At 63.5% G+C, this 24,319-nt stretch carries 19 protein-coding genes and 3 pseudogenes; 18 read left to right on the plus strand and 4 right to left on the minus strand.

Annotation, left to right across the window (positions count from 1 at the left end; translation table 11 throughout):
- Positions 1 to 114: 114 nt before the first annotated feature.
- The 3 genes from G5S42_RS32375 to G5S42_RS32385 form a co-directional block, all read right to left on the minus strand.
- Positions 115 to 1,347 (minus strand): YncE family protein, encoded by a 1,233-nt coding sequence (locus G5S42_RS32375; protein ID WP_176110879.1) that lies wholly within the window; start codon positions 1,345 to 1,347, stop codon positions 115 to 117.
- Positions 1,348 to 1,694: 347 nt separating this feature from the next.
- Positions 1,695 to 1,877, minus strand: a complete 183-nt coding sequence (locus tag G5S42_RS44555) for an extensin family protein (protein ID WP_246392231.1) — start codon at positions 1,875 to 1,877, stop codon at positions 1,695 to 1,697.
- 261 nt (positions 1,878 to 2,138) lie between these two features.
- Positions 2,139 to 2,858: a TetR/AcrR family transcriptional regulator gene (locus tag G5S42_RS32385; RefSeq protein ID WP_176110881.1), complete on the minus strand. Its 720-nt coding sequence runs from the start codon at positions 2,856 to 2,858 to the stop codon at positions 2,139 to 2,141.
- 346 nt (positions 2,859 to 3,204) lie between these two features.
- Here G5S42_RS32385 and G5S42_RS32390 point away from each other — a divergent pair, with 346 nt between their 5' ends.
- The 17 genes and pseudogenes from G5S42_RS32390 to G5S42_RS32470 all read left to right on the plus strand — a co-directional run bounded on the left by G5S42_RS32390 (position 3,205) and on the right by G5S42_RS32470 (position 22,067).
- The gene (locus G5S42_RS32390) at positions 3,205 to 4,470 is read left to right on the plus strand and encodes a Zn-dependent hydrolase (protein WP_176110882.1); all 1,266 of its coding nucleotides are present in this window, start codon (positions 3,205 to 3,207) and stop codon (positions 4,468 to 4,470) included.
- Positions 4,471 to 4,595: 125 nt separating this feature from the next.
- On the plus strand, positions 4,596 to 5,981 hold the full coding sequence (locus tag G5S42_RS32395) for an NAD(P)-dependent oxidoreductase (RefSeq protein WP_176110883.1): 1,386 nt from the start codon (positions 4,596 to 4,598) through the stop codon (positions 5,979 to 5,981).
- A gap of 48 nt (positions 5,982 to 6,029) precedes the next feature.
- A complete protein-coding gene (gene preA / locus G5S42_RS32400) occupies positions 6,030 to 7,310 on the plus strand; it encodes an NAD-dependent dihydropyrimidine dehydrogenase subunit PreA (protein WP_176110884.1) in 1,281 nt (426 codons plus the stop codon).
- Between the two features lie 54 nt (positions 7,311 to 7,364).
- Positions 7,365 to 8,867 carry an NCS1 family nucleobase:cation symporter-1 gene (locus G5S42_RS32405; protein WP_176110885.1) on the plus strand — a complete coding sequence of 501 codons (1,503 nt, stop codon included), beginning with the start codon at positions 7,365 to 7,367 and terminating at the stop codon, positions 8,865 to 8,867.
- Positions 8,868 to 8,909: 42 nt separating this feature from the next.
- Complete coding sequence (hydA, locus tag G5S42_RS32410; RefSeq protein WP_176110886.1) at positions 8,910 to 10,367, plus strand: dihydropyrimidinase; 1,458 nt, start codon at positions 8,910 to 8,912, stop codon at positions 10,365 to 10,367.
- A 188-nt stretch (positions 10,368 to 10,555) separates the two neighbouring features.
- Positions 10,556 to 10,837 (plus strand): annotated as a pseudogene (locus G5S42_RS32415) (aminoacyl-tRNA deacylase); the annotation flags it as partial.
- A gap of 2 nt (positions 10,838 to 10,839) precedes the next feature.
- Positions 10,840 to 11,019: pseudogene (locus G5S42_RS32420) on the plus strand (amino acid ABC transporter permease); the annotation flags it as partial.
- Between the two features lie 173 nt (positions 11,020 to 11,192).
- Positions 11,193 to 11,918: pseudogene (locus G5S42_RS32425) on the plus strand (IS6 family transposase); the annotation flags it as partial.
- A gap of 754 nt (positions 11,919 to 12,672) precedes the next feature.
- Positions 12,673 to 14,523 (plus strand): allophanate hydrolase, encoded by a 1,851-nt coding sequence (gene atzF / locus G5S42_RS32430; protein WP_176111935.1) that lies wholly within the window; start codon positions 12,673 to 12,675, stop codon positions 14,521 to 14,523.
- A gap of 32 nt (positions 14,524 to 14,555) precedes the next feature.
- Complete coding sequence (locus tag G5S42_RS32435) at positions 14,556 to 15,653, plus strand: BMP family ABC transporter substrate-binding protein (protein WP_176110888.1); 1,098 nt, start codon at positions 14,556 to 14,558, stop codon at positions 15,651 to 15,653.
- Positions 15,654 to 15,683: 30 nt separating this feature from the next.
- Positions 15,684 to 16,838 (plus strand): ABC transporter permease, encoded by a 1,155-nt coding sequence (locus tag G5S42_RS32440; RefSeq protein WP_176110889.1) that lies wholly within the window; start codon positions 15,684 to 15,686, stop codon positions 16,836 to 16,838.
- Positions 16,831 to 17,757, plus strand: a complete 927-nt coding sequence (locus G5S42_RS32445; RefSeq protein WP_176110890.1) for an ABC transporter permease — start codon at positions 16,831 to 16,833, stop codon at positions 17,755 to 17,757. The genes G5S42_RS32440 and G5S42_RS32445 overlap by 8 nt, the downstream gene beginning before the upstream one ends.
- A 70-nt stretch (positions 17,758 to 17,827) precedes the next feature.
- Positions 17,828 to 18,520, plus strand: coding sequence for a biuret amidohydrolase (gene biuH, locus G5S42_RS32450; protein WP_176110891.1), 693 nt, complete (start codon positions 17,828 to 17,830; stop codon positions 18,518 to 18,520).
- A 2-nt stretch (positions 18,521 to 18,522) separates the two neighbouring features.
- The gene (locus G5S42_RS32455; protein ID WP_176110892.1) at positions 18,523 to 20,136 is read left to right on the plus strand and encodes an ABC transporter ATP-binding protein; all 1,614 of its coding nucleotides are present in this window, start codon (positions 18,523 to 18,525) and stop codon (positions 20,134 to 20,136) included.
- Positions 20,137 to 20,179: 43 nt separating this feature from the next.
- Positions 20,180 to 20,842: a cysteine hydrolase family protein gene (locus tag G5S42_RS32460; protein ID WP_176110893.1), complete on the plus strand. Its 663-nt coding sequence runs from the start codon at positions 20,180 to 20,182 to the stop codon at positions 20,840 to 20,842.
- Positions 20,843 to 20,847: 5 nt separating this feature from the next.
- Positions 20,848 to 21,246 carry an oxalurate catabolism protein HpxZ gene (gene hpxZ / locus G5S42_RS32465; RefSeq protein WP_176111936.1) on the plus strand — a complete coding sequence of 133 codons (399 nt, stop codon included), beginning with the start codon at positions 20,848 to 20,850 and terminating at the stop codon, positions 21,244 to 21,246.
- Between the two features lie 83 nt (positions 21,247 to 21,329).
- A complete protein-coding gene (locus G5S42_RS32470; RefSeq protein WP_246392232.1) occupies positions 21,330 to 22,067 on the plus strand; it encodes a GntR family transcriptional regulator in 738 nt (245 codons plus the stop codon).
- 109 nt (positions 22,068 to 22,176) lie between these two features.
- On the opposite strand, the gene G5S42_RS32475 is transcribed toward G5S42_RS32470, so the two are convergent.
- Entirely contained in the window at positions 22,177 to 23,109 is a 933-nt protein-coding gene (locus tag G5S42_RS32475; protein WP_312883705.1) for an AraC family transcriptional regulator, read from the minus strand.
- 81 nt (positions 23,110 to 23,190) lie between these two features.
- Here G5S42_RS32475 and G5S42_RS32480 point away from each other — a divergent pair, with 81 nt between their 5' ends.
- On the plus strand, positions 23,191 to 24,102 hold the full coding sequence (locus G5S42_RS32480; protein WP_176110894.1) for an SDR family oxidoreductase: 912 nt from the start codon (positions 23,191 to 23,193) through the stop codon (positions 24,100 to 24,102).
- The last annotated feature ends 217 nt before the right edge of the window (positions 24,103 to 24,319 follow it).

The raw sequence follows: 24,319 nt of genomic DNA on the forward strand, positions 1-24,319 counted from the left end.
GTGATTTAACGTCGCTCTGTACATCGGAGAAGCGGCGACGCCTTCCAATCAATGGTTACGCTAGAGCACACGGGTCGACAGTTCCCGCAAAGCGGAAGCGGGTGTGGATCGACGCTACCTTGCGGCGAATACCGAGACCCCGCCATTGACGAATCCATTTGCGGCGCAACTCGGGCATCCTGCTGGCGATGTCGCCGAAGAGTAGGGAACGAAAATCAGCCCTGTCGCCGGGTCGACTGCAACCGAATGCGCATTGTTACCAGTGTTCAGGCGAGTAACGACGCTGCGGGAACCGGCGTCGACAATGGTTAGTACCGGCGTACACGGCGATGCGGCCGAGCAGGCGCCATTCGTCGAGGCATTGCCGGAAGAAGTCCAACGGCTTGCCGCGTTGTAGTAGCGATTGGTGGACACATCGTATTCAAGCTGATCACCTCCACCCGCGTTGAGGGACGCCAGAAGCGCGCCGTTTGAACGATCGATAATCTGCATGAGCAACGGCGCGCCAGTCGTCCCTTCTCGGCAACCGACCGCAATATCGTTCCCAGGCCCGAGCGCCAACCCAGTAGGATCGCAGTTACCTTCCCCATACATCGCGACGCCCGCAAGGGTCGTATAGTTCTGCGTGCCGCCGTTTGGTATTGCCCGAACAGATACTCCCGGCAGTTTTACGAGTTCACCATGAGGATTCGTCGTGCTGCCGTCTACGTTCACGTAGAAGTTGTCGCTCGTGGCGTCGTACCGGCAGGCTTCGAGTCCGGCAGTGGGTTTACCCGCGTTGTCAGTGAATGTGACCTTTGCCACGACGGTCTGAGTTGCCGTGTTGATGAATGTCGCGAAGGGCGGGCTCTCTTCCGGACTCGAGATCATGAAGATGCCATGGGTCGAATCGAGACAACCTTCATCTGCGCGCACGCCGGTTGTGCTGACCACTATCTTGCTTATCACTGCCCCTGCTGCAGGGTCGACGATCTTCACAGAATTCACGTCCCCCGCATAGATGAGGCTGCCGACAGGCGTCGCGCCGTCCGGGCCGGCCTGCGAATTTGGACCGGGTCCAAGTCCCGTAAACGCGAGCGGACCGCTCCCCTGGATTGCCTTGACGAACGACTTCGATGGAATGTCGATCTGATCCAGCGAAGCGTTATTTCTGTCGGTAAAAAAGTAATGGCTACCGGAAACGACGCCGATATCAAAGGAAAAGTTGACGCCGGCCTTGATGTTCGGCACGGCAATGTCCGATACATAATGCGGCCCGCTTGTAAGGTTGTCCCCGCCGCCACAGCCCGCAATAACGACCGCCACCGACGCAACCGCCATTGCATTTGCCCAAATGTACCTTCGCATCGCCCACCTCCTCTGATCGTTGAAATATGTCGAGCTTCGTCAATGCGTCTGCAACAGTGGAATCCGCCGCTACAGCATACGCTTTCCATTAAGTAGTCGTCCGTATCGTATTCACCAGGTATCAAACGTGATTTGCTTCAGTTTTTCATAAGGTTTCCGTCGAGCGTTGCCGCTGCCCTGAACAAGGCGACTCCGCAAATGCAGAGCGGAACTTTTAGCCATTCAATGTCGCGAAGTTCGCCATACCACCATGCTCGGGCTTCGCGCCAAAACCAGCTGACAAAAGGGCCCGTCGCGGCGAGATGCAATCGGTTAGCACCGGTTTGCACGCCTCCATGAAAGCGCGTTCATTTGGCGTAGGCGTGTTCGCTCAAGCGCCCATCCGCCGCGTGATTAACGTTGCGGCAAACGTAGCTGCCGATGTGATCAATGCGCTTAATGGCTTCACCGTAGAGCGAAAGCGCTGCCGGTTGCCAGACGTGAATCTTTACATAGTTATTGGGGGCGAAGTTTTGACGTTCCCGGGTCAACGTCCATGTGCAGCGGAATCTGCGAAGACACAGAGCTGATAACACCCGTTGAACCAACCCGCTGACGCGGGAGGAGGCGGTTGGCCAGCGACTTTTGCTCCGGGGATCATCAGTCGGGTGCATCCTTTCGAGTGGGACGATGGCAGTGCAGTTTGCTATCCTGACCGTTCAGAGCGGAGTCCCCCATGACACCGCTACGTCGACGCATGATCGAGGATATGCGCGTGCGCAACCCTTCCTTGTGGAAGACCGCTGTCGTCGTCATTCGGCCGGCGATCGCGCTCCGCTCGCTCGCAGGATCATGCTCACCACTTCTTCCGTAGTCGTCTCGAAGCGCTTCGTCGCTAGCGCGCGCTTGCCCGAGAGCGCGCATATCTGTGCCTCGAAATCGGCATAGTGCTGAGTGGTCGCCCAGATCATGAACAGTAGGGTCGTCGGATCGACGGGCGCGAGCAAGCCTTTGGCAATCCATCGCTCGATCAGCTTCACACGTGTGTCCATCCACGGCTTCACGCGTTCGAGCAGGATCTCCTGCATATGCGCCGCACCGCTGATGATTTCGTTGGCCCACACCTTCGAGCCGAGCGGGCGGCGCCGTGACAGGCCCATCTTGGCGCGTACGTAGCCGCCTATCGCCTCGACCGGATCGTCGCTTGCATCGAACAGGTTGGCGGCCGCGTTCCATTCCTCGAAAACATCGTCGAGTACGCGCCAGTAGAGCGCGAGTTTGGTCGGGAAGTAGTAGTGCAGATTGGCCTTCGGCAAGCCCGCGCGCTCGGCGATCAGCGCCGTGCTCGCGCCTTCGAAACCGCGTTCGGCGAACACGGCTTCGGCACAGGCGAGCAGGTGGGATTCATTCGACGCGCGAATCGCGGCTTTGCGCCGACCGGGCTTATGCGTTGCGTCAGCGGCTGGCTGCGCCAGCGCCGTGCCGCGCGTCCCGAAGGGCACGGCTCGCGCGGTGGGTTCGTCGTTGCGCATAGTGTTCGGTCCATTCGAAAGAAATGAGAAGCGCGTCGGCCGCGCCTGCCGGCTTCATTGTAGCCACGATGCAAGTGCGTCGCGTATTCACCCGCATCGGCAGAAACGCGCAAGTCGGACGTCCGCGTGCTTTTCGCGCACTGCAGCATCAATGGCACGGTTCTCGCTCGTAATTCCGCATTGAATTAGCGAAGTTTATCGTCTAAAACCTGTCCAATCGGACAGGATTCGAAGGGCGGGATTTCAGGAGCCGCACAGTGCTACCCGGGCGTGCACCGCGATGGCTCTTCGCGCCCCACGCGGTGGCATGCACGCACGTTTGACGAACACGGACAGGAGGACACGTATGAACGCAGTAAGCGAAGCCGCGCTGACGACCGCGATCCACGTGAACGGCCAGCGCTTGTGGGACAGCTTGATGGAGATGGCGAAGATTGGCGCCACCCCCAAGGGCGGCGTGTGCCGTCTCGCGCTGACCGACCTCGACAAGCAGGGCCGCGATCTCATCGTGCAATGGGCGAAAGAGGCGAACTGCACGGTGAGTGTCGACCAGATGGGCAACGTGTTCATGCGCCGCGCGGGGCGTGACAACGACCTGCCGCCCGTGATGACCGGCTCGCACGCCGACTCGCAGCCGACGGGCGGCCGCTTCGACGGTATCTATGGTGTGCTCGGCGGGCTGGAGGTGATTCGCTCGCTGAACGATTACGGCATCGAAACCGAGCGGCCTGTTGAAACGGTGATCTGGACCAACGAAGAGGGCTCGCGTTTCGCGCCGGCGATGGTCGCCTCCGGCGTATTTGCCGGCGTGTTCACGCTCGAGTACGGGCTTTCGCGCAAGGACGTCGACGGCAAGACCATCGGCGAGGAATTGCAGCGCATCGGCTATGCGGGCGCAGTGCCGTGCGGCGGTCGGAAGATTCACGCTGCGTTCGAGCTGCACATCGAACAAGGGCCAATACTCGAGGCCGAAAACAAAACGATAGGGGTGGTCACCGACGCGCAAGGCCAGCGCTGGTACGAAGTCGTGCTCACGGGGCAGGAAGCGCACGCGGGGCCTACGCCGATGCCGCGCCGCCGCGACGCGCTGCTAGGCGCCTCGCGGGTCGTGCAGCTCGTCAATGAAATCGGCCTGCGTCACGCGCCGCTCGCGTGCGCGACGGTCGGCATGATGCAGGTGCATCCGAATTCGCGCAACGTGATTCCCGGCCGCGTGTTCTTCACCATCGACTTTCGCCATCCGCAGGACGAGGTGCTGGCGCAGATGGACGCAGAGCTGCGCGAAGGCATCGCGAAGATCGCGCAACTGGGCAAGCTCGAAGCCGACGTCGAGCAGATTTTCTACTACGCGCCCGTGCCGTTCGACGCGGCTTGTGTGAAGTCCGTGCGCGCGGCGGCCGAGCGCTTCGGCTATTCGAACCGCGACATCGTGTCGGGTGCAGGACACGACGCGTGCTATCTGGCGACGGTCGCGCCGACCTCGATGGTGTTCGTGCCGTGCATCGACGGAATCAGCCACAACGAAGTCGAGGACGCGACGATCGAATGGATCGAAGCCGGCGCGAACGTGTTGCTGCACGCGATGCTCGAACGCGCGAGCGAACCCGGCTGACGCCCAACGATTGAACACGAGCGGTCTCAGCGCCGCGCTGTCTTTCCCACGATTCCCCTGTACCGGCCGCGCGCATCACGCACACGGCCGGCGGACCCGTGTTTTGCCTCGCAAGGAGCACCCGGATGTCCCAGACCACCTCGAATGCCGCCGACGGCATCGCCCCAGGCCGTCTCAACGCCGAGCAGCTCGGCTGCAATTTTGCCGACGTCGCGCCGCCGCTTTCCGCGAACGCGGCCGTGATCGCGGCCGACCGCTGTCATTACTGTTACGACGCACCCTGCGTACACGCGTGCCCCACGGGCATCGACATTCCCGGCTTCATCCGCAAGATCGGCAACGGCAATCTGAAGGGGGCGGCGCGCGACATTCTGAGCGCGAACCCGCTGGGCGGCATGTGCGCGCGAGTGTGCCCCACCGAAATTCTCTGCGAAGGCGCCTGCGTGAGAAATCATCAGGATGGCGAGCCGGTTCGGATCGGCGCGCTGCAACGTCATGCCACCGACTTCCAGATGGCGCGCGAAGCCGCCGGTGCGCCTGCGCTCTTCAAGCGCGCGAGCGACACATGCCGTCAGGTAGCGGTGGTCGGCGCGGGTCCCGCGGGTCTTGCCTGCGCGCACACGCTCGCGCTGGCCGGGCATCGCGTGAGCGTCTTCGATGCGGGCAAACATCCGGGCGGTCTGAACGAGTATGGCATCGCGGCGTACAAGACCGTCGATGATTACGCACAGCGCGAGGTGCGGTGGCTGCTTTCAATCGGCGGGATAGAACTGCGCCAGGGCCAACGGCTGGGGCATGACATCACGCTAGAGGAACTACGCGCAGCGTACGACGCGGTGTTCATCGGCGTGGGACTCGGCGGCACGCACACGCTGTCCGTCGAAGGCGAAATGCTCGACGGCGTGCTCGATGCGGTGGATTTCATCGCAGGCGTTCGCGCGGCCGACGATCTGGCCAGCGTGCCCGTCGGCCGCAAGGTGGTGGTGCTCGGAGGCGGCAACACGGCAATCGACGCCGCCGTGCAAAGCCGGAAGCTGGGCGCGGAGCAGGTGACGCTCGCCTATCGTCGCGGCGCAGCGCAGATGAGCGCCACCTGGGCCGAACTGGAGTTCGCGCGTAGCCAGGGTGTGGCCGTGGCCGAATGGATGAAGCCGCTGCGAATCGTCGGCGACACGCAGGTGCAGGCCGTGGAATTCGAGCGCACCGAGCTCGATATGGCCGGCGCGTTGCGCGGCACTGGGCAGATCGTGCGCGTGGAGGCCGACATGGTGCTGAAGGCCATTGGCCAGAAGTTCTTACCCGCAGGCCTTGATGGGCTGCAACTGACCGACGGAGCCAGGCGCATCGCAGTGGACGCGAACGGCGCCACCTCGCTCACGGGCGTTTTCGCAGGCGGCGACTGTGCCGGCCACGCCGCAACCGATCTGACCGTTCAGGCCGTGCAGGACGGCAAGCTCGCCGCGCACGCGATCGACCGCTTCCTTGCGAACCTGTCTGCGAGAGCCGCCTGAGCCGCGCGAAAGCTACATCGAATCCAGCTAAAACGAAGGAGTCGCATCATGGCCGACTTGCGCTGCACGATTGCCGGCATTCAATCGCCGAACCCGTTCTGGCTCGCTTCCGCGCCGCCCACCGACAAGGCCTACAACGTCAACCGCGCGTTCGAGGCAGGGTGGGGCGGCGTGGTCTGGAAGACGCTCGGGCTCGACCCGCACGTGGTGAACGTGAGTTCGCGCTACGGTGCGACCACCTGGCGCGGCCAGCGGATCGCAGGCCTGAACAACATCGAGCTGATCACCGACCGGCCGCTCGACGTGAACCTCAAGGAAATCGCGCAGGTGAAGCGGGACTGGCCCGACCGCGCGCTGATCGTCTCGCTGATGGTGCCTTGCAACGAGCATGACTGGAAGTGGATCCTGCCGCAGGTGGAAGCGACCGGCGCGGACGCGGTGGAACTCAACTTCGGCTGTCCGCACGGCATGAGCGAGCGCGGCATGGGCGCAGCGGTCGGACAGGTGCCCGAGTACATCGAAATGGTCACCCGCTGGGTGAAAGAAGGCACGCGCCTGCCTTGCCTCGTGAAACTCACGCCGAACGTCACCGACATTCGTCACGGCGCGCGCGCGGCGATGAAGGGCGGGGCGGACGGCGTCTCGCTGATCAACACGATCAACTCGATCGTAGGTGTCGATCTCGACGTGATGGCGCCGCTGCCCACTGTGGACGGCAAGGGCACGCATGGCGGCTATTGCGGTCCCGCCGCGAAGCCGATCGCGCTGCACATGGTCGCAGAGATTGCGCGCGACCCGCAAACGCATGGCTTGCCGATCTCCGGCATCGGAGGCATTTCCGACTGGCGCGACGCCGCGGAATTCATCGTGCTGGGAGCGGGCAGCGTGCAGGTTTGCACGGCCGCGATGCACTACGGCTTCCGCATCGTCGGCGACATGATCGACGGCCTGTCGAACTGGATGGACGAAAAAGGCTACGCCAGCCTCGACGCGATTTGCGGCCGCGCCGTGCCGAACGTCACCGACTGGCAATACCTGAACCTCAACTACGACATCAAGGCACGCATCGATCAGGACCGCTGCATCCAGTGTGGGCTCTGCCACATCGCCTGCGAAGACACCTCGCATCAGGCGATCACCGCCATCCGCGATGGCAAGCGCCACTTCGAGGTGGTCGATGCGAACTGCGTCGGGTGCAATCTATGCATGCATGTTTGCCCGGTCGATCAATGCATCACGATGGAGCGCGTCGATTCGGGCGAGCGCTACGAGAACTGGACCACGCACCCGAACAACCCGGCGCGTGTCGCCGACCCGAAGGCCGCCTGACACGTTGAAGCCGGAACGAGCCGAACCCACGACAAGCGACGGAGAACCCACTTCATGAGCCAACCCTTAGCCGTCGACGCCACTGCGCGCCGCGCCGAAAGCGATCTATACAACGATGACCTCGCGCCCACCGGCGTCGCGCAGCGCACATGGCGCTGGTATCACTTCGCGGCACTATGGGTGGGCATGGTGATGAACATCGCCTCCTACATGCTCGCCGCCGGCCTCACCGAGCAGGGCATGTCGCCCTGGCAGGCGGTGCTCACCGTGCTGCTCGGCAATCTGATCGTGCTCGTGCCGATGCTGCTGATCGGTCATGCGGGTACCAAGTACGGCATTCCTTATGCGGTGCTGGTGCGAGCGTCGTTCGGCACCCAGGGCGCGAAGCTGCCCGCCATGCTGCGCGCCATCGTGGCGTGCGGCTGGTACGGCATTCAATCATGGCTGGGCGGCAGCGCCATCTATACGCTCGCCAACATCCTCACGCACAACGCGCTGGTGGGCAACGCAATGCCGTTTCTCGGCATTTCGATCGGGCAGGCCAGCTGCTTTCTCATCTTCTGGGTGTTGCAGCTGTACTTCATCCTGCACGGCACCGATTCGATCCGCTGGCTCGAAAGCTGGTCCGCGCCCATCAAGGTGGTGATGTGCGCAGTGCTCGTGTGGTGGGCCTGTTCGAGGGCAGGCGGCATGGGCTCGATGCTGTCGCAATCGTCGCAGTTCGTTGCCGGCGGCAAGAAGGCGGGCCTGTTCTGGGCGACGTTCTGGCCGGGCCTCACGGCCATGGTGGGTTTCTGGGCGACGCTCGCGCTCAACATTCCCGACTTCACGCGCTTCGCAAAAACGCAAAAGGACCAGTTCGTGGGCCAGGCGATCGGCCTGCCCATTCCGATGGCGTTGCTGTCGGTGGTCTCCGTGGTCGTGACGTCGGCGACGGTCGTGATTTACGGAAGGGCGATCTGGGACCCGATCGACCTCACGAGTCGCATGGAGGGCGTCGGCGTGGGCATCGCGCTCGTGATCCTCACGCTCGACACGATGTGCTGCAATCTCGCCGCGAACCTCGTCGGCCCAGCTTACGATTTTTCGAGCCTGTGGCCCAAGGGCATTTCGTACAAGACGGGCGGCCTTATCACCGCGGCCATCGCCATCGCGATGATGCCGTGGAAGATCCTCGCGACCACGCAGGGCTACATCTTCACTTGGCTGGTCGGTTATTCGGCGCTGCTCGGACCGGTGGCCGGCATCCTGATGGTCGACTACTTTCTGGTTCGCAACACACGCCTCGATACGACCCAGCTCTTCGAGGAAAACGGCGAATACGCGTACTCGAACGGCTGGAATCCGGCGGCCGTGATCGCGCTGATCGCCGGGGTGCTGCCGAACCTGCCGGGCTTTCTGAATGTCGCGTTCCCGAATGTGTTTGCCTCGGTGCCCGACGCGTTCAAAAGCATTTATACCTATGCGTGGTTCGTGGGGCTCGCGATTGCGGCGCTCGTGTACGGCGTGATGATGAAAGTCGGCCGGAGCCGGCGCCCGAGCGTGGCGGGCGCGTGAGCGTTTCAAGCGTCAATGTTCAACTGAAGGAGACTTGGCATCATGGCGATCCTGATTCGAGGCGGCACCGTCGTCAATGCAGACAAGAGCTGGCGTGCGGACGTGCTCTGCGAAAGCGGCGTGATCCAGAGCGTCGGTGAAAACCTCGACGCGCCTGCGGGCGCGACCGTGGTCGACGCCGGCGGTCAATATGTGATGCCTGGCGGCATCGATCCGCACACGCATATGGAACTGCCCTTCATGGGCACGACCGCCAGCGACGACTTCTACACGGGCACGGCGGCGGGGCTGGCGGGCGGCACTACATCGATCATCGACTTCGTGATCCCCAACCCGAAGCAGGCGCTGATGGACGCCTTTCGCGAGTGGCGCGGCTGGGCCGAAAAAGCCGCTGCTGACTATGGCTTTCACGTGGCGGTGACGTGGTGGGATGATAGCGTGCATCGCGACATGGGGCTGCTCGTGAACGAGCATGGCGTGTCGAGCTTCAAGCACTTCATGGCCTACAAGAACGCGATCATGGCGGACGACGAGATCCTCGTGAACAGTTTTGCCCGCTCGCTCGAACTGGGCGCGCTGCCCACCGTGCATGCGGAAAACGGCGAGCTCGTATTTCAATTGCAACGCCAGTTGCTGGCGCGCGGCTTCACGGGTCCGGAGGCGCACCCGCTTTCACGGCCGCCCGAAGTCGAAGGCGAGGCAGCGAATCGCGCGATCCGCATCGCCCAGGTATTGGGTGTGCCGGTGTACATCGTGCATGTGTCGGCGAAAGACGCGCTCGAGGCGATCACGCGCGCGCGCAGCGAAGGTCAGCGCGTATTCGGCGAAGTGCTCGCGGGGCACCTGGTGATCGATGAGGCCGTTTATCGCGACCCGGACTGGACGCGCGCCGCCGCCCACGTGATGAGTCCGCCGTTCCGTACGCAGGAGCATCGCGACGCGCTGTGGCGCGGACTTCAGGGCGGCCTGCTGCACACCACCGCAACCGACCACTGCGTGTTCTGCGCGTCGCAGAAAGCGATGGGCCGCCATGATTTCACGAGGATCCCGAACGGTTGCGGCGGCGTTGAAGATCGCATGGCGGTGTTGTGGGATCAAGGCGTGAACACCGGCCGGCTCACGCCGAACGAATTCGTGCGCGTTACCTCCACCAATGCCGCGCAAATCTTCAACCTCTACCCGCGCAAGGGCACGGTGGCCGTCGGTGCCGACGCCGATATCGTCGTATGGGATCCCGAGGCCACGCGCACCATCTCGGTCAAAACGCATCATCAGAACGTGGACTTCAACGTGTTCGAGGGCATGACGGTGCGCGGCGTGCCGACCCATACCGTCTCGCAAGGCGAACTCGTTTGGGTAGACGGCGACCTGCGGGCGCGGCGAGGCGCCGGACGTTACCTGAAGCGTCCCGCGAATCCCGGCTATGTGCAGGCATCGCGCCTCGCGAAGAGCCTGAAAGAGACGCAGCCCGTGCATCGCGAGGGTGACGCACCACAATAAGAGCGGCGACGCCTGGAGGCACAGCAGGGAAGGTCCGGCGCGCGAAGCGGCAGGATTGGCGTCATGCGCCGGTTTGTCCGGCGGATTTGCGGCGGCGGTGCCGGGGTGCTGTTTGGACGGCAGTAAGCGATTCTGAAAGGATTTCTTTGGGGCCCGTTCTCTTTCACGTATCCGACAGGAGGAGCGCCATGTCGATGCCGACCACCCTGCAGGAGGCCCTGCAAAACAAGGGCTCACGCTACGAAATCGTGCGCTACCCATGCAGTCCTTCGAGCATGGAAAGTGCAACGGCGGCGCACGTTCCCGGCGACCGCGTTGCCAAAACGGTGCTGCTCGGAGACGAGCACGGCTATATGGCCGTCTTGCTGCCGTCAACCTATGCCGTGCAATTGTCCGCGCTTTGGAACAAGACAGGGCGCCCGCTCACCCTTGCTACCGCGGTCGAACTGCGCGAGCTGTTCACGGACTGCGCCTGCTGATGCATTTCGCGGTCATGCCGGTGTTCATCCATCCTGTGCACGGGCTTTTGATCAGCGGCGAAGCTGCCCAATCGCTCGGCATGACGTTTGGACAGATGATGCGTTACGTCGCGATCCCCCGGGCGTTCCGGCGCATGCTGCCGCCACTCGGCAACAACGTAATTTCGCTGCTGGGCGTCGCCGGTAACCCGGAGGGACGTCTGGTACAGGTGCGGCCGGCAACCTGTTCGGCACCACGGACTGAAGACACTGTCTCTTCGAAAAAACGCGCCGTTCGATCCGGATGTCGATCATTGCCTGCGAACGGCGCTGTCACGTTGACGAAGTGGCCAGGTAAGATGTGTTGATGAAGAAGACCAAATCGCTTTATCACGGCCAGCGGTTTCCGGCGGCGGTCATCAGCAACGCGGTTCGCTGGTATTTCCGGTTCCACCTGAGCCTGCGCGACATCGGGGAGTTGCTGTTCGAGCGCGGTGTTGTCGTGAGCTACGAGAGCGTCCGTCGCTGGTGCGACAAATTCGGCGCGAGCTTTACCCATCGTGTCAAGGCGGTGCGGCGCAAGCCGGGCAGCAACTGGCATCTCGACGAGATGTTCGTGACGCTGCGCGGTGAATCCTATCTGCTGTGGCGGGCAGTCGATGAACATGGCGCCGAACTGGACATCCTGCTGCAGAAACGGCGTGACAAGGCAGCGGCCAAACGCTTCTTCCAGCGCGTGCTGCGCTCAAGCGCAGTGCCACGTAAGATCGTCACGGACCAGCTACGCAGCTACGTGGCCGCCAAAGCGGACATCCCGTAACTGGCGAACGTCAAGCACGTGTTCGTCAAAGCGAGCGCTCGCGTGAACAACCGGGCCGAAAAAAGCCACCAGCCCACACGAGAACGAGAGTGACGCATGCGCGGCTTTCGCGACCGCGATCGTACACAAGCTTTCCTCGCGAGCCTCGGCCCAATCCGACAGCACTTCGCGCTGAAGCGGCATCTGCTGCGCGCTTCGCTCTATGGCAAACATCTCGCAGCTCGATTCACGACTTGGCACGAATTCACGGAAGTCACCCAAAATCCGTTCGCGGTCTTCTGGCTGGTAGTCCCGCCTGCCGAAACTTTGTCTTTCTATCGGCAACGTGACAGCGGCATCGAAGGCGCCATTTATCGGGCAATCGCCCAGTCGCCTGTGTGGCTCACTGGCCGTGTGCGTCGGGCAAATCGGGTCCAGCTCGCGATTTGCGCTGGCCACGGCGCGTTGCCGCGCGCGCTCGACGCCCTGCTTGAGCTCGGCAAACCGATAATCCTCAGTCCACGCCGCACCCCACAATCAGATTTGATGTTGATAATTAAGATTATGTCAAATGACAGGATTGAAGACTGGCTTCTCTAGCCTCGAGTCGCACACAGGAATTTCTCTCGTGTGACGGAACGATCCGCCAACATTGCACAGCGCTATTGATGCGGCGCAGTACGGGCCCATCCGAAGCGGCGCAGCTCGCGATACAAGCGCAAACAGAGCACGAAGCAGTGGACGGGGTAACCGTCCCCCGGTCCAGCGCCAAAGGCTCGCTCCCGTAAGCGTCAGGATCCGGTGGGTGCCCACCAAGGGCGATAGCCGAGGGAACCACCGCTCGCGCCCTTCCCCTGGTCTGGTGCACGATGAGCGGGACACCTGCACCAACCCGAACTATTCACGACCCACGCTGGATCACAGGTGGAACACTACCGGCACCCACTCCAATGTGAAAATCGTTACCTGGCAAGGACCTCCTGTCAACTTCCACTGCCTGGCACACTTGCTGCACGCACGAGCTCAACTTGTATTCAAGATTGAACTCATGCTTCCCGACGCCTTCTTCAAGGTTCGAGCGCTGCTTGAATCCTATGCCACCACAAGCACGACGCCTCGCGACATCGTCGACACGCTGATCGCCCGGATCGAAGCCTCCTGTCGCCCCGAAGTCTGGATATCGCGCGTGAGTGCCGCCGATCTCGCCAACCGGGCTGACGCGCTCGAAGATGCGCGCGCGCGCCTAGGCGCCGCGATCTTTGAGCGGATGCCGCTGTTCGGCGTACCGTTCGCGGTGAAGGACAACATCGACGTCGCCGGCATACCAACCACGGCAGCCTGCGACTCCTTCGCGTACACGCCTCGCGCCTCGGCATTCGCCGTCGATCGTCTGCTCGACGCCGGCGCCATCCTCATCGGCAAGACGAATCTCGACCAGTTCGCCACAGGCCTGGTCGGCACACGCTCGCCCTATGGGGGTGTGCGACAGTTCAAATCCGACGCGCACATCTCCGGGGGATCGAGCTCTGGCTCGGCGGTCGTTGTTGCGGCTGGGCTCGTTGCGTTCTCACTCGGCACCGATACTGCTGGCTCGGGGCGTGTTCCCGCGGGCTTCAACGAGCTCGTGGGCCTCAAGCCAACGCCAGGCCTCGTGAGCAAACGCGGCGTGGTACCGGCGTGCCGAAGCCTGGACTGCGTGTCGATCTTCGCGCATGACGTGGGCGACGCCTGGGAGGTCCTGCTGCGGATGGCGAAGTACGATGGAGACGACAGCTATGCGCGCCGAGTGCCGGCACTCGGACTGCCCCATGCACCACTGCGCCTCGCCGTGCCGGAGCCGTTGACCTTCCATGATGACGCGCAGGCGCATCAGGCCTTTGCCGCCACGCTCGACACGATCGCTTCGCGCCTTGCGCTTTTGCCAGTAAGCGTGCCGTTCGGCCCCCTGCAGCGAACTGCGGCGCTGCTTTACGACGGCCCGTGGGTAGCGGAGCGCCGTGCCGCGCTGGGTTCCTTCTTCGAGACGAATCGCACCGACATCGATCCGGTTGTCGCCGAGGTGATTGCGAAAGCGGACGGCTACAGCGCCGTCGATGCGTTCAACGGGCAGTACGCACTCGCCGCCCTGCGGCGCGAAGTGGAAACGCTGTTCGAGGCGATCGACGTCCTGATCGTGCCGACCACGCCCACGCATCCAACCTTCGACGAAGTGCGTGCGGACCCGATCGGGGCGAACAGCCAGCTCGGCGTCTATACCAACTTCGTGAATCTGCTTGATCTGTGCGCTCTGGCGGTGCCGGGCATTCGCCGTGCGGACGGCCTGCCGGCGGGCGTGACGCTGATCGCCCCAGCGGGCGCCGACCAGCGCCTCGCAGTGCTCGGCGCACGCATCCAGGCGCTTTTCATGGCGAACGCTACACCGGACGACGCTGCCGGCATTGCCGCGCGACCGCTGCCCTTCGAAGAGCCGACGGTGACGCTCGCCGTGGCCGGCGCTCATCTGCGCGGGCAGCCCCTCTGCTGGCAACTGCTCGAGGCTGGCGCGCGTTTCGTCGAGACCACCACCACGTCGTCGGACTACCGACTTTACGCGCTCGCCGGCACGACACCGGCCAAGCCCGCTCTGGTGCGTACGCCACACGAGGCGGGCCGGCCCATCGAAATCGAGCTCTGGGAAGTGCCGCTGCGCAGCTTCGGCGCATTCGTTGCCCACGTGCCGGCGCCGCTCGGCATCGGCAGCGTACAGACAGCCGATGGATTCATCGTCAAGGGATTTATCAGCGAGCCCTCGGCAGTCGCACCAGGCAGCGGCGCACACGACATCACCGCATTCGGCGGCTGGCGTGCATGGCTTGCAACGGCGGCTAGAACGCAAGCCCAATCCGATCTGCAATCCTGACTTTATGCATTGAACTCACGAGGAGTCCAACCATGAAAAACCGTCGCGATTTTCTCAAGGGCGCTGGCGCCCTCGCCCTAGGCAGCACGCTCCCATTCGACCTCGCTTTCGGTGCCGAGCCGCTTACGGTCGGCGTCATCTACGTCGGTTCGCGCGGCGACTACGGCTACAACCAGGCACAGGCGCAGGCTGCGGCTGTCATCAAGAAGCTGCCGAACGTGAAAGTCGTCGAGGAAGAAAACGTGCCGGAGACCGTCGCAGCCCAAAAGACCATGGAGGCGATGATCGAGCAGGACGGTGCGACGCTCATTTTCGCGACCTCGTTCGGCTACTTCGATCCCCATGTGCTGAAGATGGCAGCCAAATATTCGAAGGTTCGCTTCGCCCACTGCGGCGGTCTCTGGAAGAGCGGCAATCCGGCCAACATTTCGAGCTACTTCGGCTATATCGACGAATGCCAGTATCTGAACGGCGTCGTGGCAGGCCATGCGAGCAAGACGAAGAAGCTGGGCTTCGTCGCGGCCAAGCCTATTCCGCAGGTCCTGCGCAACATCAACTCGTTCACGCTGGGCGCGCAGTCGGTGGATCCGTCGATCACCACGCACGTGATCTTCACGGGCGACTGGTCGATGCCGGTGAAGGAGGCGGAGGCCGCGAACAGCCTCGTCGATCAGGGCTGCGACGTGCTCACGTGTCACGTGGACGGACCCAAGGTCGTGATCGAGACAGCCGAGAAACGCGGCGCGATGAGCTGCGGATACCACGCAAGCCAGGCGGCGCTGGCGCCAAAGGGCTATCTGACGGGCGCCGAATGGGACTGGGCGACGCCCTACAAACTGCTCGTCACAAACACGCAGACGGGCAAGCCGCAGCCGAACATTCTTCGCGGCGGCCTGCGCGAAGGCTTCGTGAAGATGTCGCCGTACGGCGCGAAGGTGACGCCCGATGCGCGCACGCAAGCCGACGCCGCGAAGGCGAAGATGGTCGCCGGCGACTACATCATCTTCAAGGGGCCGATGAAGGACAACAAGGGCGGCAGCGCCATTGCGGCCGGCACGAGCTACGCACAGACCGATATCGCGCTTGAAAGCATGAATTATCTGGTCGCCGGTGTGGTTGGCCAGATCTGAGGACCGCAAGCGCCTTCGCCAGGAGTCGTGATGCCCGCTTCCCTTTCTCCCGCTCACGGGCCGTCGCGAAGACTGTCTGCAAGTCTCGCGCGCCTGCTGCTTGCACTGTTGCCCGCGTTGCCGACGGTATGTGCAATCGTGGCAACTCTGGCGATCTTCGGCATCTTCCTGCTCGTGCAGGGGCAGCCGGCCATCGAGGCGCTTGGTCTCATTGGCAAAGGTGCGTTCGGCTCGTCGTTCGCATGGCAGAACACCTTGCTGCGTGCCGCACCGCTCATGCTCACGGCTCTGTGCGTCGCGCTGCCTGCCCAGGTCGGCCTGATCGTGATTGGCGGCGAAGGCGCGCTCGCGCTGGGCGGGCTCGCGGCCGCCGTCGTGCCGCAGTGCCTGCCGCATGCTACGCCGTGGATCGTCGCGACGCCGCTGATGGCGATTGCAGGCATGCTCGCGGGTGGCCTGTGGATCAGCGCGGTGGGCGCGATGCGTCAATGGCGTGGCGTCAACGAGACCATCAGCAGCCTGCTGATGTCGTATATCGCCATCGCCGTTTTCAAGTTTCTCGTCGAAGGACCGCTGCGCGATCCCGCCAGTCTCAACAAGCCGTCGACGCTGCCCCTCCCCGACGCCATGGCCATCGGCTCGCTGCCGGGACTGGACGTGCACTGGGGTCTCTTTTGGGGCGTGCTCGCCTGTCTCGCTGCCTGGGTGCTCGTGCGCCACAGCACGCTCGGATTCGCCATGCGCGTAACGGGTGGCAACGTGCGCACGGCGCGCCTCGTCGGTTTGCCTGTGGGCGGGCTCGCGCTCACCGCCTGCGCGCTAGGCGGCGCATCAGCGGGACTTGCCGGAATGTTCGAAGTCGTGGCCGTGCAAGGCAGCGCGAACGCATCGCTGCTCTCGGGCTACGGCTATGCGGGGATCCTTGTCGCGTTCGCGGCACGCCAGAATCCGTTCGCCGTGATCGTGTGCGCGCTGATGGTCGGCGGTATCGAGGCGAGCGGCAGTCTGCTGCAACGCCGCCTCGGCCTGCCCGACGCCGCCACGCTCGTGCTGCAAGGCCTGCTTTTCGCGAACCTGCTGGCCTGGGAGGCACTTGCTCCCCGACTTGCCGCCTCGCGCGTGAAACTTCAGGCCGCCGCGCTCGACGCCTCGTCTGCTTCACTGGAGCCTACCCGCCATGTCTGACCTTCATTCGCCCGCTGCAGTGCTGTTGGTTTCGCTCTTCGCGGGGGCCATTCGTGTGAGTACGCCCTATCTGTTCGTGAGCCTCGGCGAGTGCCTGACCGAGAAAGGAGGCCGCGTGAATCTCGGTCTCGAAGGCATTCTCGTCTCCGGCGCCATGTGCGGCTATGCGGGCTCGTATCTCTCAGGCTCGCCGTGGATCGGCGTACTCGCGGCGGCTACAGCCGGTCTGATGCTCGGCTGCCTGCATGGGCTGGTGTGCTCGCTGCCGCGTGTTTCCGATATCGCGTTCGGTATCGCGCTCATGCTGTTCGGCACCGGCTTGGCGTTCTATCTCGGCAAGCCGTTCATCGAGCCGCAGGCAGCGATGCTCCCGTCGATCGATCTCGGCGCGTGGGCCGCCTCGCAGCAAGTGCACAACGCGCTGCATATCAATCTGCTCTTCGTGATTGGGGTCGTGCTTGCCGTCGCCTTGCAGTGGGGACTGCGCTCGATGCGCTGGGGCATGACGCTGCGGCTCGTCGGCGAGAACGCCGAGAGCGCGCGTGCAATGGGCTACCCCGTCACGCGGGTACGTGTCATCGCGACGGCGGCGGGCGGGTTCTTCGCGGGTGTGGGGGGCGCCTATCTCTCGCTCGTCTATCCCGGTAGCTGGAACGAGGGGCTTTCGAGCGGCCAAGGCCTGATGGCCGTCGCGCTCGTGATCTTCGCCCGCTGGCAGCCGTTGCGCTGTCTTTGGGCCGCGCTGCTGTTTGGCGCTGCCGGAGCGCTCGGCCCCGCCCTCCAGGCAATCGGTGTGACCAGCGGCTATTACCTGTTCAACGCCGCCCCTTACGTGCTGACGCTCGCGCTCATGATCATCAACTGCAGACCGGACCGCACGCTGGCGGGCGCACCCGGCGAGCTGAGCCTGACGCGCTGAGCGCGGAAAGCTTCCGACCGACTGAATCCAGAATCGCGTGATCGCGAAAGCGCGCGCCCGGAGAATCGACATGACCCGAGCCATCGAAGCCCGCCCCTATTCCTGGCCCTACGACGGGAACCTGCGCCCCGACAACACGGCGCTCGTCATCATCGACATGCAGACCGACTTCTGCGGCTACGGAGGCTACGTCGACAAGATGGGCTACGACCTCTCGCTCACGCGCGCGCCGATCGAGCCGATCAAGCGCGTTTTGGGGCTGATGCGCGAACTCGGCTTCACGATCATCCACACCCGTGAAGGGCATCGTCCGGATCTGTCCGATCTGCCCGCGAACAAGCGCTGGCGCAGCCGCCAGGCGGGCACGAACGGTCTCGGCATCGGGGACATTGGACCGTGCGGCCGCATACTCGTGCGCGGCGAGCCGGGCTGGGAAATCATCGACGAACTCGCGCCACTGCCAGGCGAAATCATCATCGACAAGCCTGGTAAAGGTTCATTTTGCGCGACGGACCTCGAACTGATCCTGCGCACGCGCGGCATTGCGAATCTCGTGCTCACGGGCATCACGACGGATGTGTGCGTCCACACGACGATGCGCGAAGCAAACGACCGCGGCTTCGAATGCACGTTGCTCGCGGACTGCTGCGGCGCGACCGACAAGGGCAACCACGACGCCGCGCTGAACATGGTCCTGATGCAGGGCGGCGTGTTCGGCACGGTGTCCAATTCGGCAGCGCTTGTCGCTGCCCTGGAGCAGTGACCATGAGCACCGCGACACGCGCGCTCGGCGTCGAGGTGATAGGCGCGAGCAAGTCGTTCGGATCGTTCCGCGCACTCGATGACGTTTCGATCAGGGTTGCTCCCGGAACGGTTCACGCGCTGCTCGGTGAGAACGGAGCAGGCAAGAGCACGCTCGTGAAGGGGCTGGTGGGCTACGGCCTGCTCGATCACGGCACGATTGTGGCCGATGGACGCCAGGTGCACATCGCTTCCCCGCGCGATGCGCAAGCGCTCGGCATCGGCATGGTCTATCAGCATTTCACGCTCGCGGCGGGGCTCAGTGTCGAGGAGAATTTGCTCCTCGCGCGCGGCAACCTGTCATGGAAGATCGACTGGGCGGCAGAGCGCAGAGCGCTCGACGCCTTCATGCGCCGAATGCCGTTTCACCTCGAACTCGATGCGCCGGTTTCGTCACTCGCGGCGGGAGAAAAGCAGAAGCTGGAAATTCTCAAGCAGCTGTATCTGGAGCAGCGCTTCCTGATTCTCGACGAACCGACCTCCGTGCTCACCCCGCAGGAAGCCGACGAAGTGCTAGGCCTCATGCGCACGCTTGCCTCGCGTGGCGACCTCACGGTGCTGATGATCACCCACAAGTTCCGCGAGGTCATGGCCTATTCGGACAACGTCACGGTATTGCGCAAAGGCCGCTTCGTCGGCACCTGCGCGGTGGCCGACACTGACCGAGACCGGCTGGCCGCCTGGATGATGGGCAGCGACGCAAGCTCGCAAACGCGTGAAGGCGCCGCGGAAAACACCGGCGAGATCAGGCTTGCGCGCCAGCCGCACTCACCCGAAGCTCCGGTGCGGCTCTCGCTATCGAGCCTTTCGGTCGTCGACGAGCGCGGGCACGCTGCCGTGCGCGAGGCGTCGTTGAGCGTGCGCGCGGGCGAGATCCTCGGTCTTGCGGGCGTCTCCGGCAACGGTCAGAAGGAACTGATCGAAGCGCTCGTTGGGCAGCGCAAGGTCCAGTCGGGCGCGATGGCGGTGGAAGGTTCGCCCTATGCCGCGACGCGCGCAGAGATGACCCACATGAGCGTGTTCGCCCTTCCCGAGGAGCCGCTGCGCAATGCTTGCGTGGCAGGCATGAGCGTGGCCGAGAACATGGCGCTGCGGGATTTCGACCGCGCGCCGCTGCGGCGCGGCGGATGGTGGCTCGATCGTCGCGCGATGCGCTCGCGCGCCGAGCGGCTGATCGCCGAATTCGACGTGCGGCCTGCGCTGCCCGAGCGCGCCATCGGCGCGCTGTCGGGCGGCAACGTACAGCGCGCCGTGCTGGCGCGCGAGCTTGGGCACGCAGTGAACGTGCTGATCGTCGCGAATCCTGTGTTCGGACTCGACTTTGCCTCCGTCGCGGACATCCACGCCCGCATTCTCGCGGCGCGCGATGCCGGTGCGGCAGTGCTGCTCGTCAGCGAAGATCTCGACGAGCTGCTGGAGCTTGCCGACCGGATCGTGGTGATGGCCGAGGGACGCCTCGTCTACGAGACCGCAGCGAGTGAGGCGGATCGCGTGGTGCTTGGGCGTCACATGGCGGGCCATGGCGACGAAGGCAGGCCGCAGACGGCTGAGCCGGCCGAGCTGCACGCAAGCGCCTGAGCGGCGCGCGAACGAAGCACAACACAAACGGAGCAATGTCGCGATGACAACCATCGCCAGCGCAAGACCCGCGCCGTTCACGTTCGACGCGCGTCATACGGCGCTCATCGTAATCGACATGCAGCGCGACTTCATCGAGCCGGGTGGCTTTGGCGAGGCGCTCGGCAACGACGTATCGCTGCTTTCAGGCATCGTGCCGACCGTCGCGCGGCTGCTCGCGCATGCACGCTCGGCGGGATGGCAGGTCGTGCACACTCGCGAGTCGCACGCACCCGACCTCTCCGACTGCCCGCCGGCCAAACGCATGCGCGGTATGCCAAATGCGCGCATTGGCGACGCAGGACCGATGGGCCGCATCCTCGTGCGCGGCGAGCCCGGTAACGCGATCATCGACCCGCTCGCGCCGATCGATGGTGAACTCGTCATTGACAAGCCCGGCAAAGGCGCTTTCTACGCCACGCAACTCGGCGAGGAACTGTCGATACGGGGCATCACGCATCTCGTGTTCGCGGGGGTGACGACCGAGGTCTGCGTGCAGACTTCGATGCGCGAGGCCAACGATCGGGGCTACGAATGTCTGCTGGTCGAGGACGCGACGGCGAGCTACCTACCGGTGTTTCGCGAAGCGACGATTGCGATGATTCATTCGCAGGGCGGCATCGTCGGCTGGACGGCTCCGCTCGACGCACTGCTGGGGGCAGACTGATGATCATGGAAGTGAACCGGCCCGAGATCGTCGCACAGGTGGCGGCAGCTTTCGAGGCTTACGAGCGCGCGCTCGTCGACAACGACGTCGAGACGATGAACGCCCTGTTCTGGGACGCACCCGCGACGGTGCGCTATGGCATCGCCGAAATCCAGCATGGTGGCGACGCGATCCGCCGCTGGCGGGAAACCTGCGTGCCGGTGCCTCGCTCGCGGCGGTTGCACCGCACCGTGCTGACGACGTTTGGCGGCGACTACGCGACGGTGAGCACCGAGTTTACGAGCGACACCACGCCTTTGACGGGCCGCCAGATGCAGACCTGGGCGCGGCTGCATGAGGTGAACGATAGGTTCGGCGGCTGGATGATCGTGGCGGCGCACGTAAGCCTCATCGAGCCCGTTTAAGGGCGGATAATAGGGAGCTGGCCCCGTCACCCACCATTGCACCGACGCGCCGCATCACTCTCGACGTTAGCGATACCTGACTCATGCACGACTTGACCGAAGCCGCCGCCGAAGCCGCCGCAGCATCTGGCACGAAGGCGGCCTATAGCGCGAACCCCCTTGCCGAGCAGGTGTATCAGCTGATCAAGCAGGACATCTTCAGCTTTCGGCTGTTTCCCGGCGACCGCTTTTCCGAAAACGACATTGCCCAGCACTACGGCGTGTCGCGCACGCCTATGCGCGATGCGCTGTTCCGACTCGCGCGCGAAGGCTATCTCGAGGTGGGGTTCCGGCGCGGCTGGAAAGTCTGCAATATCGACTTCAATCAACTGGACCAGCTGTATGACCTGCGCATCGTTCTCGAACTGGCGGCGCTCGAGCGGCTCTCGGGTGCCCCACACGTTGCGATGGATGCGTTGCGAGCCATATGGTGCGTTGACGAAGGGGAACGCGAAAGCTGCCCGGCCACGATGTTCGTGCTCGACGAGGGCTTTCACCGCGGCCTCGTGAGCGCTGCCGGCAACAATGAGATGCTGCGCGTGCACAACGAGGTGACCGAGCGCATCCGCATCGTGCGGCGGCTCGACTTTCTCAAGGCGCATCGCACGAGCGCGACGTATGACGAGCATTCGGCGATGCTCCATCTCATCGATCGCGGCAAGTTTGGCGAGGCTGCCATCCTGCTGCGCGCTCACATCACGCAAAGCAAGCTTGAGGTGCGGAAGATCACGCTGTCGATGCTCGCGACTGCGCGCGACGAGAAGCTCCCCTTCGTCAGCTAGGGGTGTCCCCCCGTGATGGCAAAAGTCAATGACCGCCCGGTGCCAATTGAATCCTGATCACTTTCCGGAGCTTACCTGATGAACGCCCTTCGCTTTGCCGCACCACTGGTTACGGATTGCCGTTCTGCCAGACGGCCGCACCGCCAACATCAGCATCAGTCGTCCCCGCCTTTCGCTGTCGAGCATATCGGCGTGGAGAACAGTTCATCACTCGTTTGAACGCCGTACTAAAGGACTTCTCGGATTCGTAGCCAAGGGCGAGACCGATTTCGGAAACGGAATCGCGGCAATGAGTCAATCGGTCTGCGGCCAGCATCATGCGCCAGCGCGTCAAATACTCCATGGGCGAGAGCCCAACCGTCTCCTTGAATCGCAGGGCGAACGTCGTGCGCGACATCGCCGCCTGCTCGGCCATGCTCTGCAAGGTCCATCTGCGGCCCGGTGAGGCGTGCATTGCATCGATCGCAGCCCGCATGCGCTTGTCGGACAATGCGAAAAGCCAACCGACGCTTTCACGGCGCTCGTTCGACAAATGCAGTCGTAACGCCTCGATAAGGACCAGTGTAGCCAACTGCTGTGCGACGATGAAATCGCCCGGCTGCGCATCGCTCAATTCATGCCTCATGCGCTCGACGTACCATCGCACTGTTGCCCGATTCGGCTCCTCGCGGACATGGACAAGCGGCGGCAGCGTGCTCAACAACAGATCGGCTGGGCCATGGAGCGTGAAATAGCCGCCGATGCTCAGAAACTCGCCCCCTCCGTTGTACGTCACGACCCGCCCGTCATGGACCTGTGGCAAGAGCGTACGGACGTCGACTGGTTCGACGGCCAGATCGCTGGCGAGACGAAAAGGCTTTCCTCTCGCTAGCAGGAAGCATTCACCTTCACTCACCTTCACGGGGTCGGGCACCCCCTCGACCAAAACCCAGCACTGGCCGCGAAGCACGGCGTGAAATTTGATGCCGTCGTGCGCGCCGAATTGCACGGCCCAGTCTCCGTTCGCATCGAAGCCGCCGGACAGATAGCTGCGCAGCTTCACTAACGACAATGCGAACTCTACGACATAGATCGTCCAGCGACAAATCCTTAATCTCTTGCTGAAACGATCAGGAGGTTGGTTATGCGCGTATTTGTCACTGGGGCGACCGGCTGGGTTGGCTCCGCCGTCGTTCGAGAACTGGTTCAAGCTGGGCATCAGGTCATCGGTCTGGTCCGCTCCGCACAGGGCGTAGAGAAACTTGTCGCAGCCGGTGCGCGATCGCTCGTCGGCTCACTCGAAGATGTCGAGCGCTTGCGCGAGGGGGCTTCCGAAGCGGATGCGGTGATCCATACAGCCTTTGATCATGACTGGTCGCGATTTGCCGAGAACAGTCTGGTGGAACGGCGTGCCATTGAGGCGATCGGCGCGACGCTGGAAGGTTCCAGCCGTCCGTTTCTTGTCACATCCGGGGTCGCGTTACTGGCTCCCGGTCGAATCGCGACGGAGAGGGACGTTGCACTTCCCGTCTCCGAATCGTTCCCGCGTGCTTCGGAGGCGGCCGTTTCAGAACTTATCGCGCGCGGTGTTCGGGCGACCACGATACGCCTGGCACCGTCGGTTCACGGTATGGGCGACCATGGTTTCGTGCCGCGTCTGGCCGCCATCGCTCGCGAAAAAGGTGTCTCGGCGTACGTGGGCGAAGGGCTCAACCGCTGGCCTGCCGTGCATCGGCTGGATGCCGCCCGTGTCTACCGGCTTGCCCTGGAGAAAGTTACGGCGGGACCTTTTCATGCAATCGGCGAAACGGGCGTTGCGCTCAAGGACATCGCCGGGGCTATAGGCCGTAGCCTGGGCTTACCGCTAGCTTCACTCTCTGCGGACGAGGCCGCTGAGCATTTCGGATGGTTTGCACCATTTGTGGCAATTGATGCCCCTGCTAATAGTGATCGCACGCGTGTGCTGTTGGGCTGGACGCCTGAGCAAGCTGGCCTCCTCGCCGACCTTGCGCAATCCGGTTATTTCAGCATCGGACCGGCCGCGTCCTCTCACTGAATTTACATCGAAGGAGCCCGAAATGCGGGTTTTCATCGCGGGTGCCACAGGCTTCATAGGCTCCGCTATCGTTCGCAGTCTCTCACCGCTGGGCATGAGGTTGTCCTGTGCGAAAAATCGAACGTCAGCCGTTTGATGACAAAGGGGCAACGAAATGCGGCCGGATCGCGAGCGGGTTGAAGTCTCTGGCTGAGCCGCGCAGGCGGCTCATTGAAAC

This window comes from Paraburkholderia youngii (assembly GCF_013366925.1).
GTDB classification, from domain to species: Bacteria; Pseudomonadota; Gammaproteobacteria; order Burkholderiales; family Burkholderiaceae; genus Paraburkholderia; species Paraburkholderia youngii.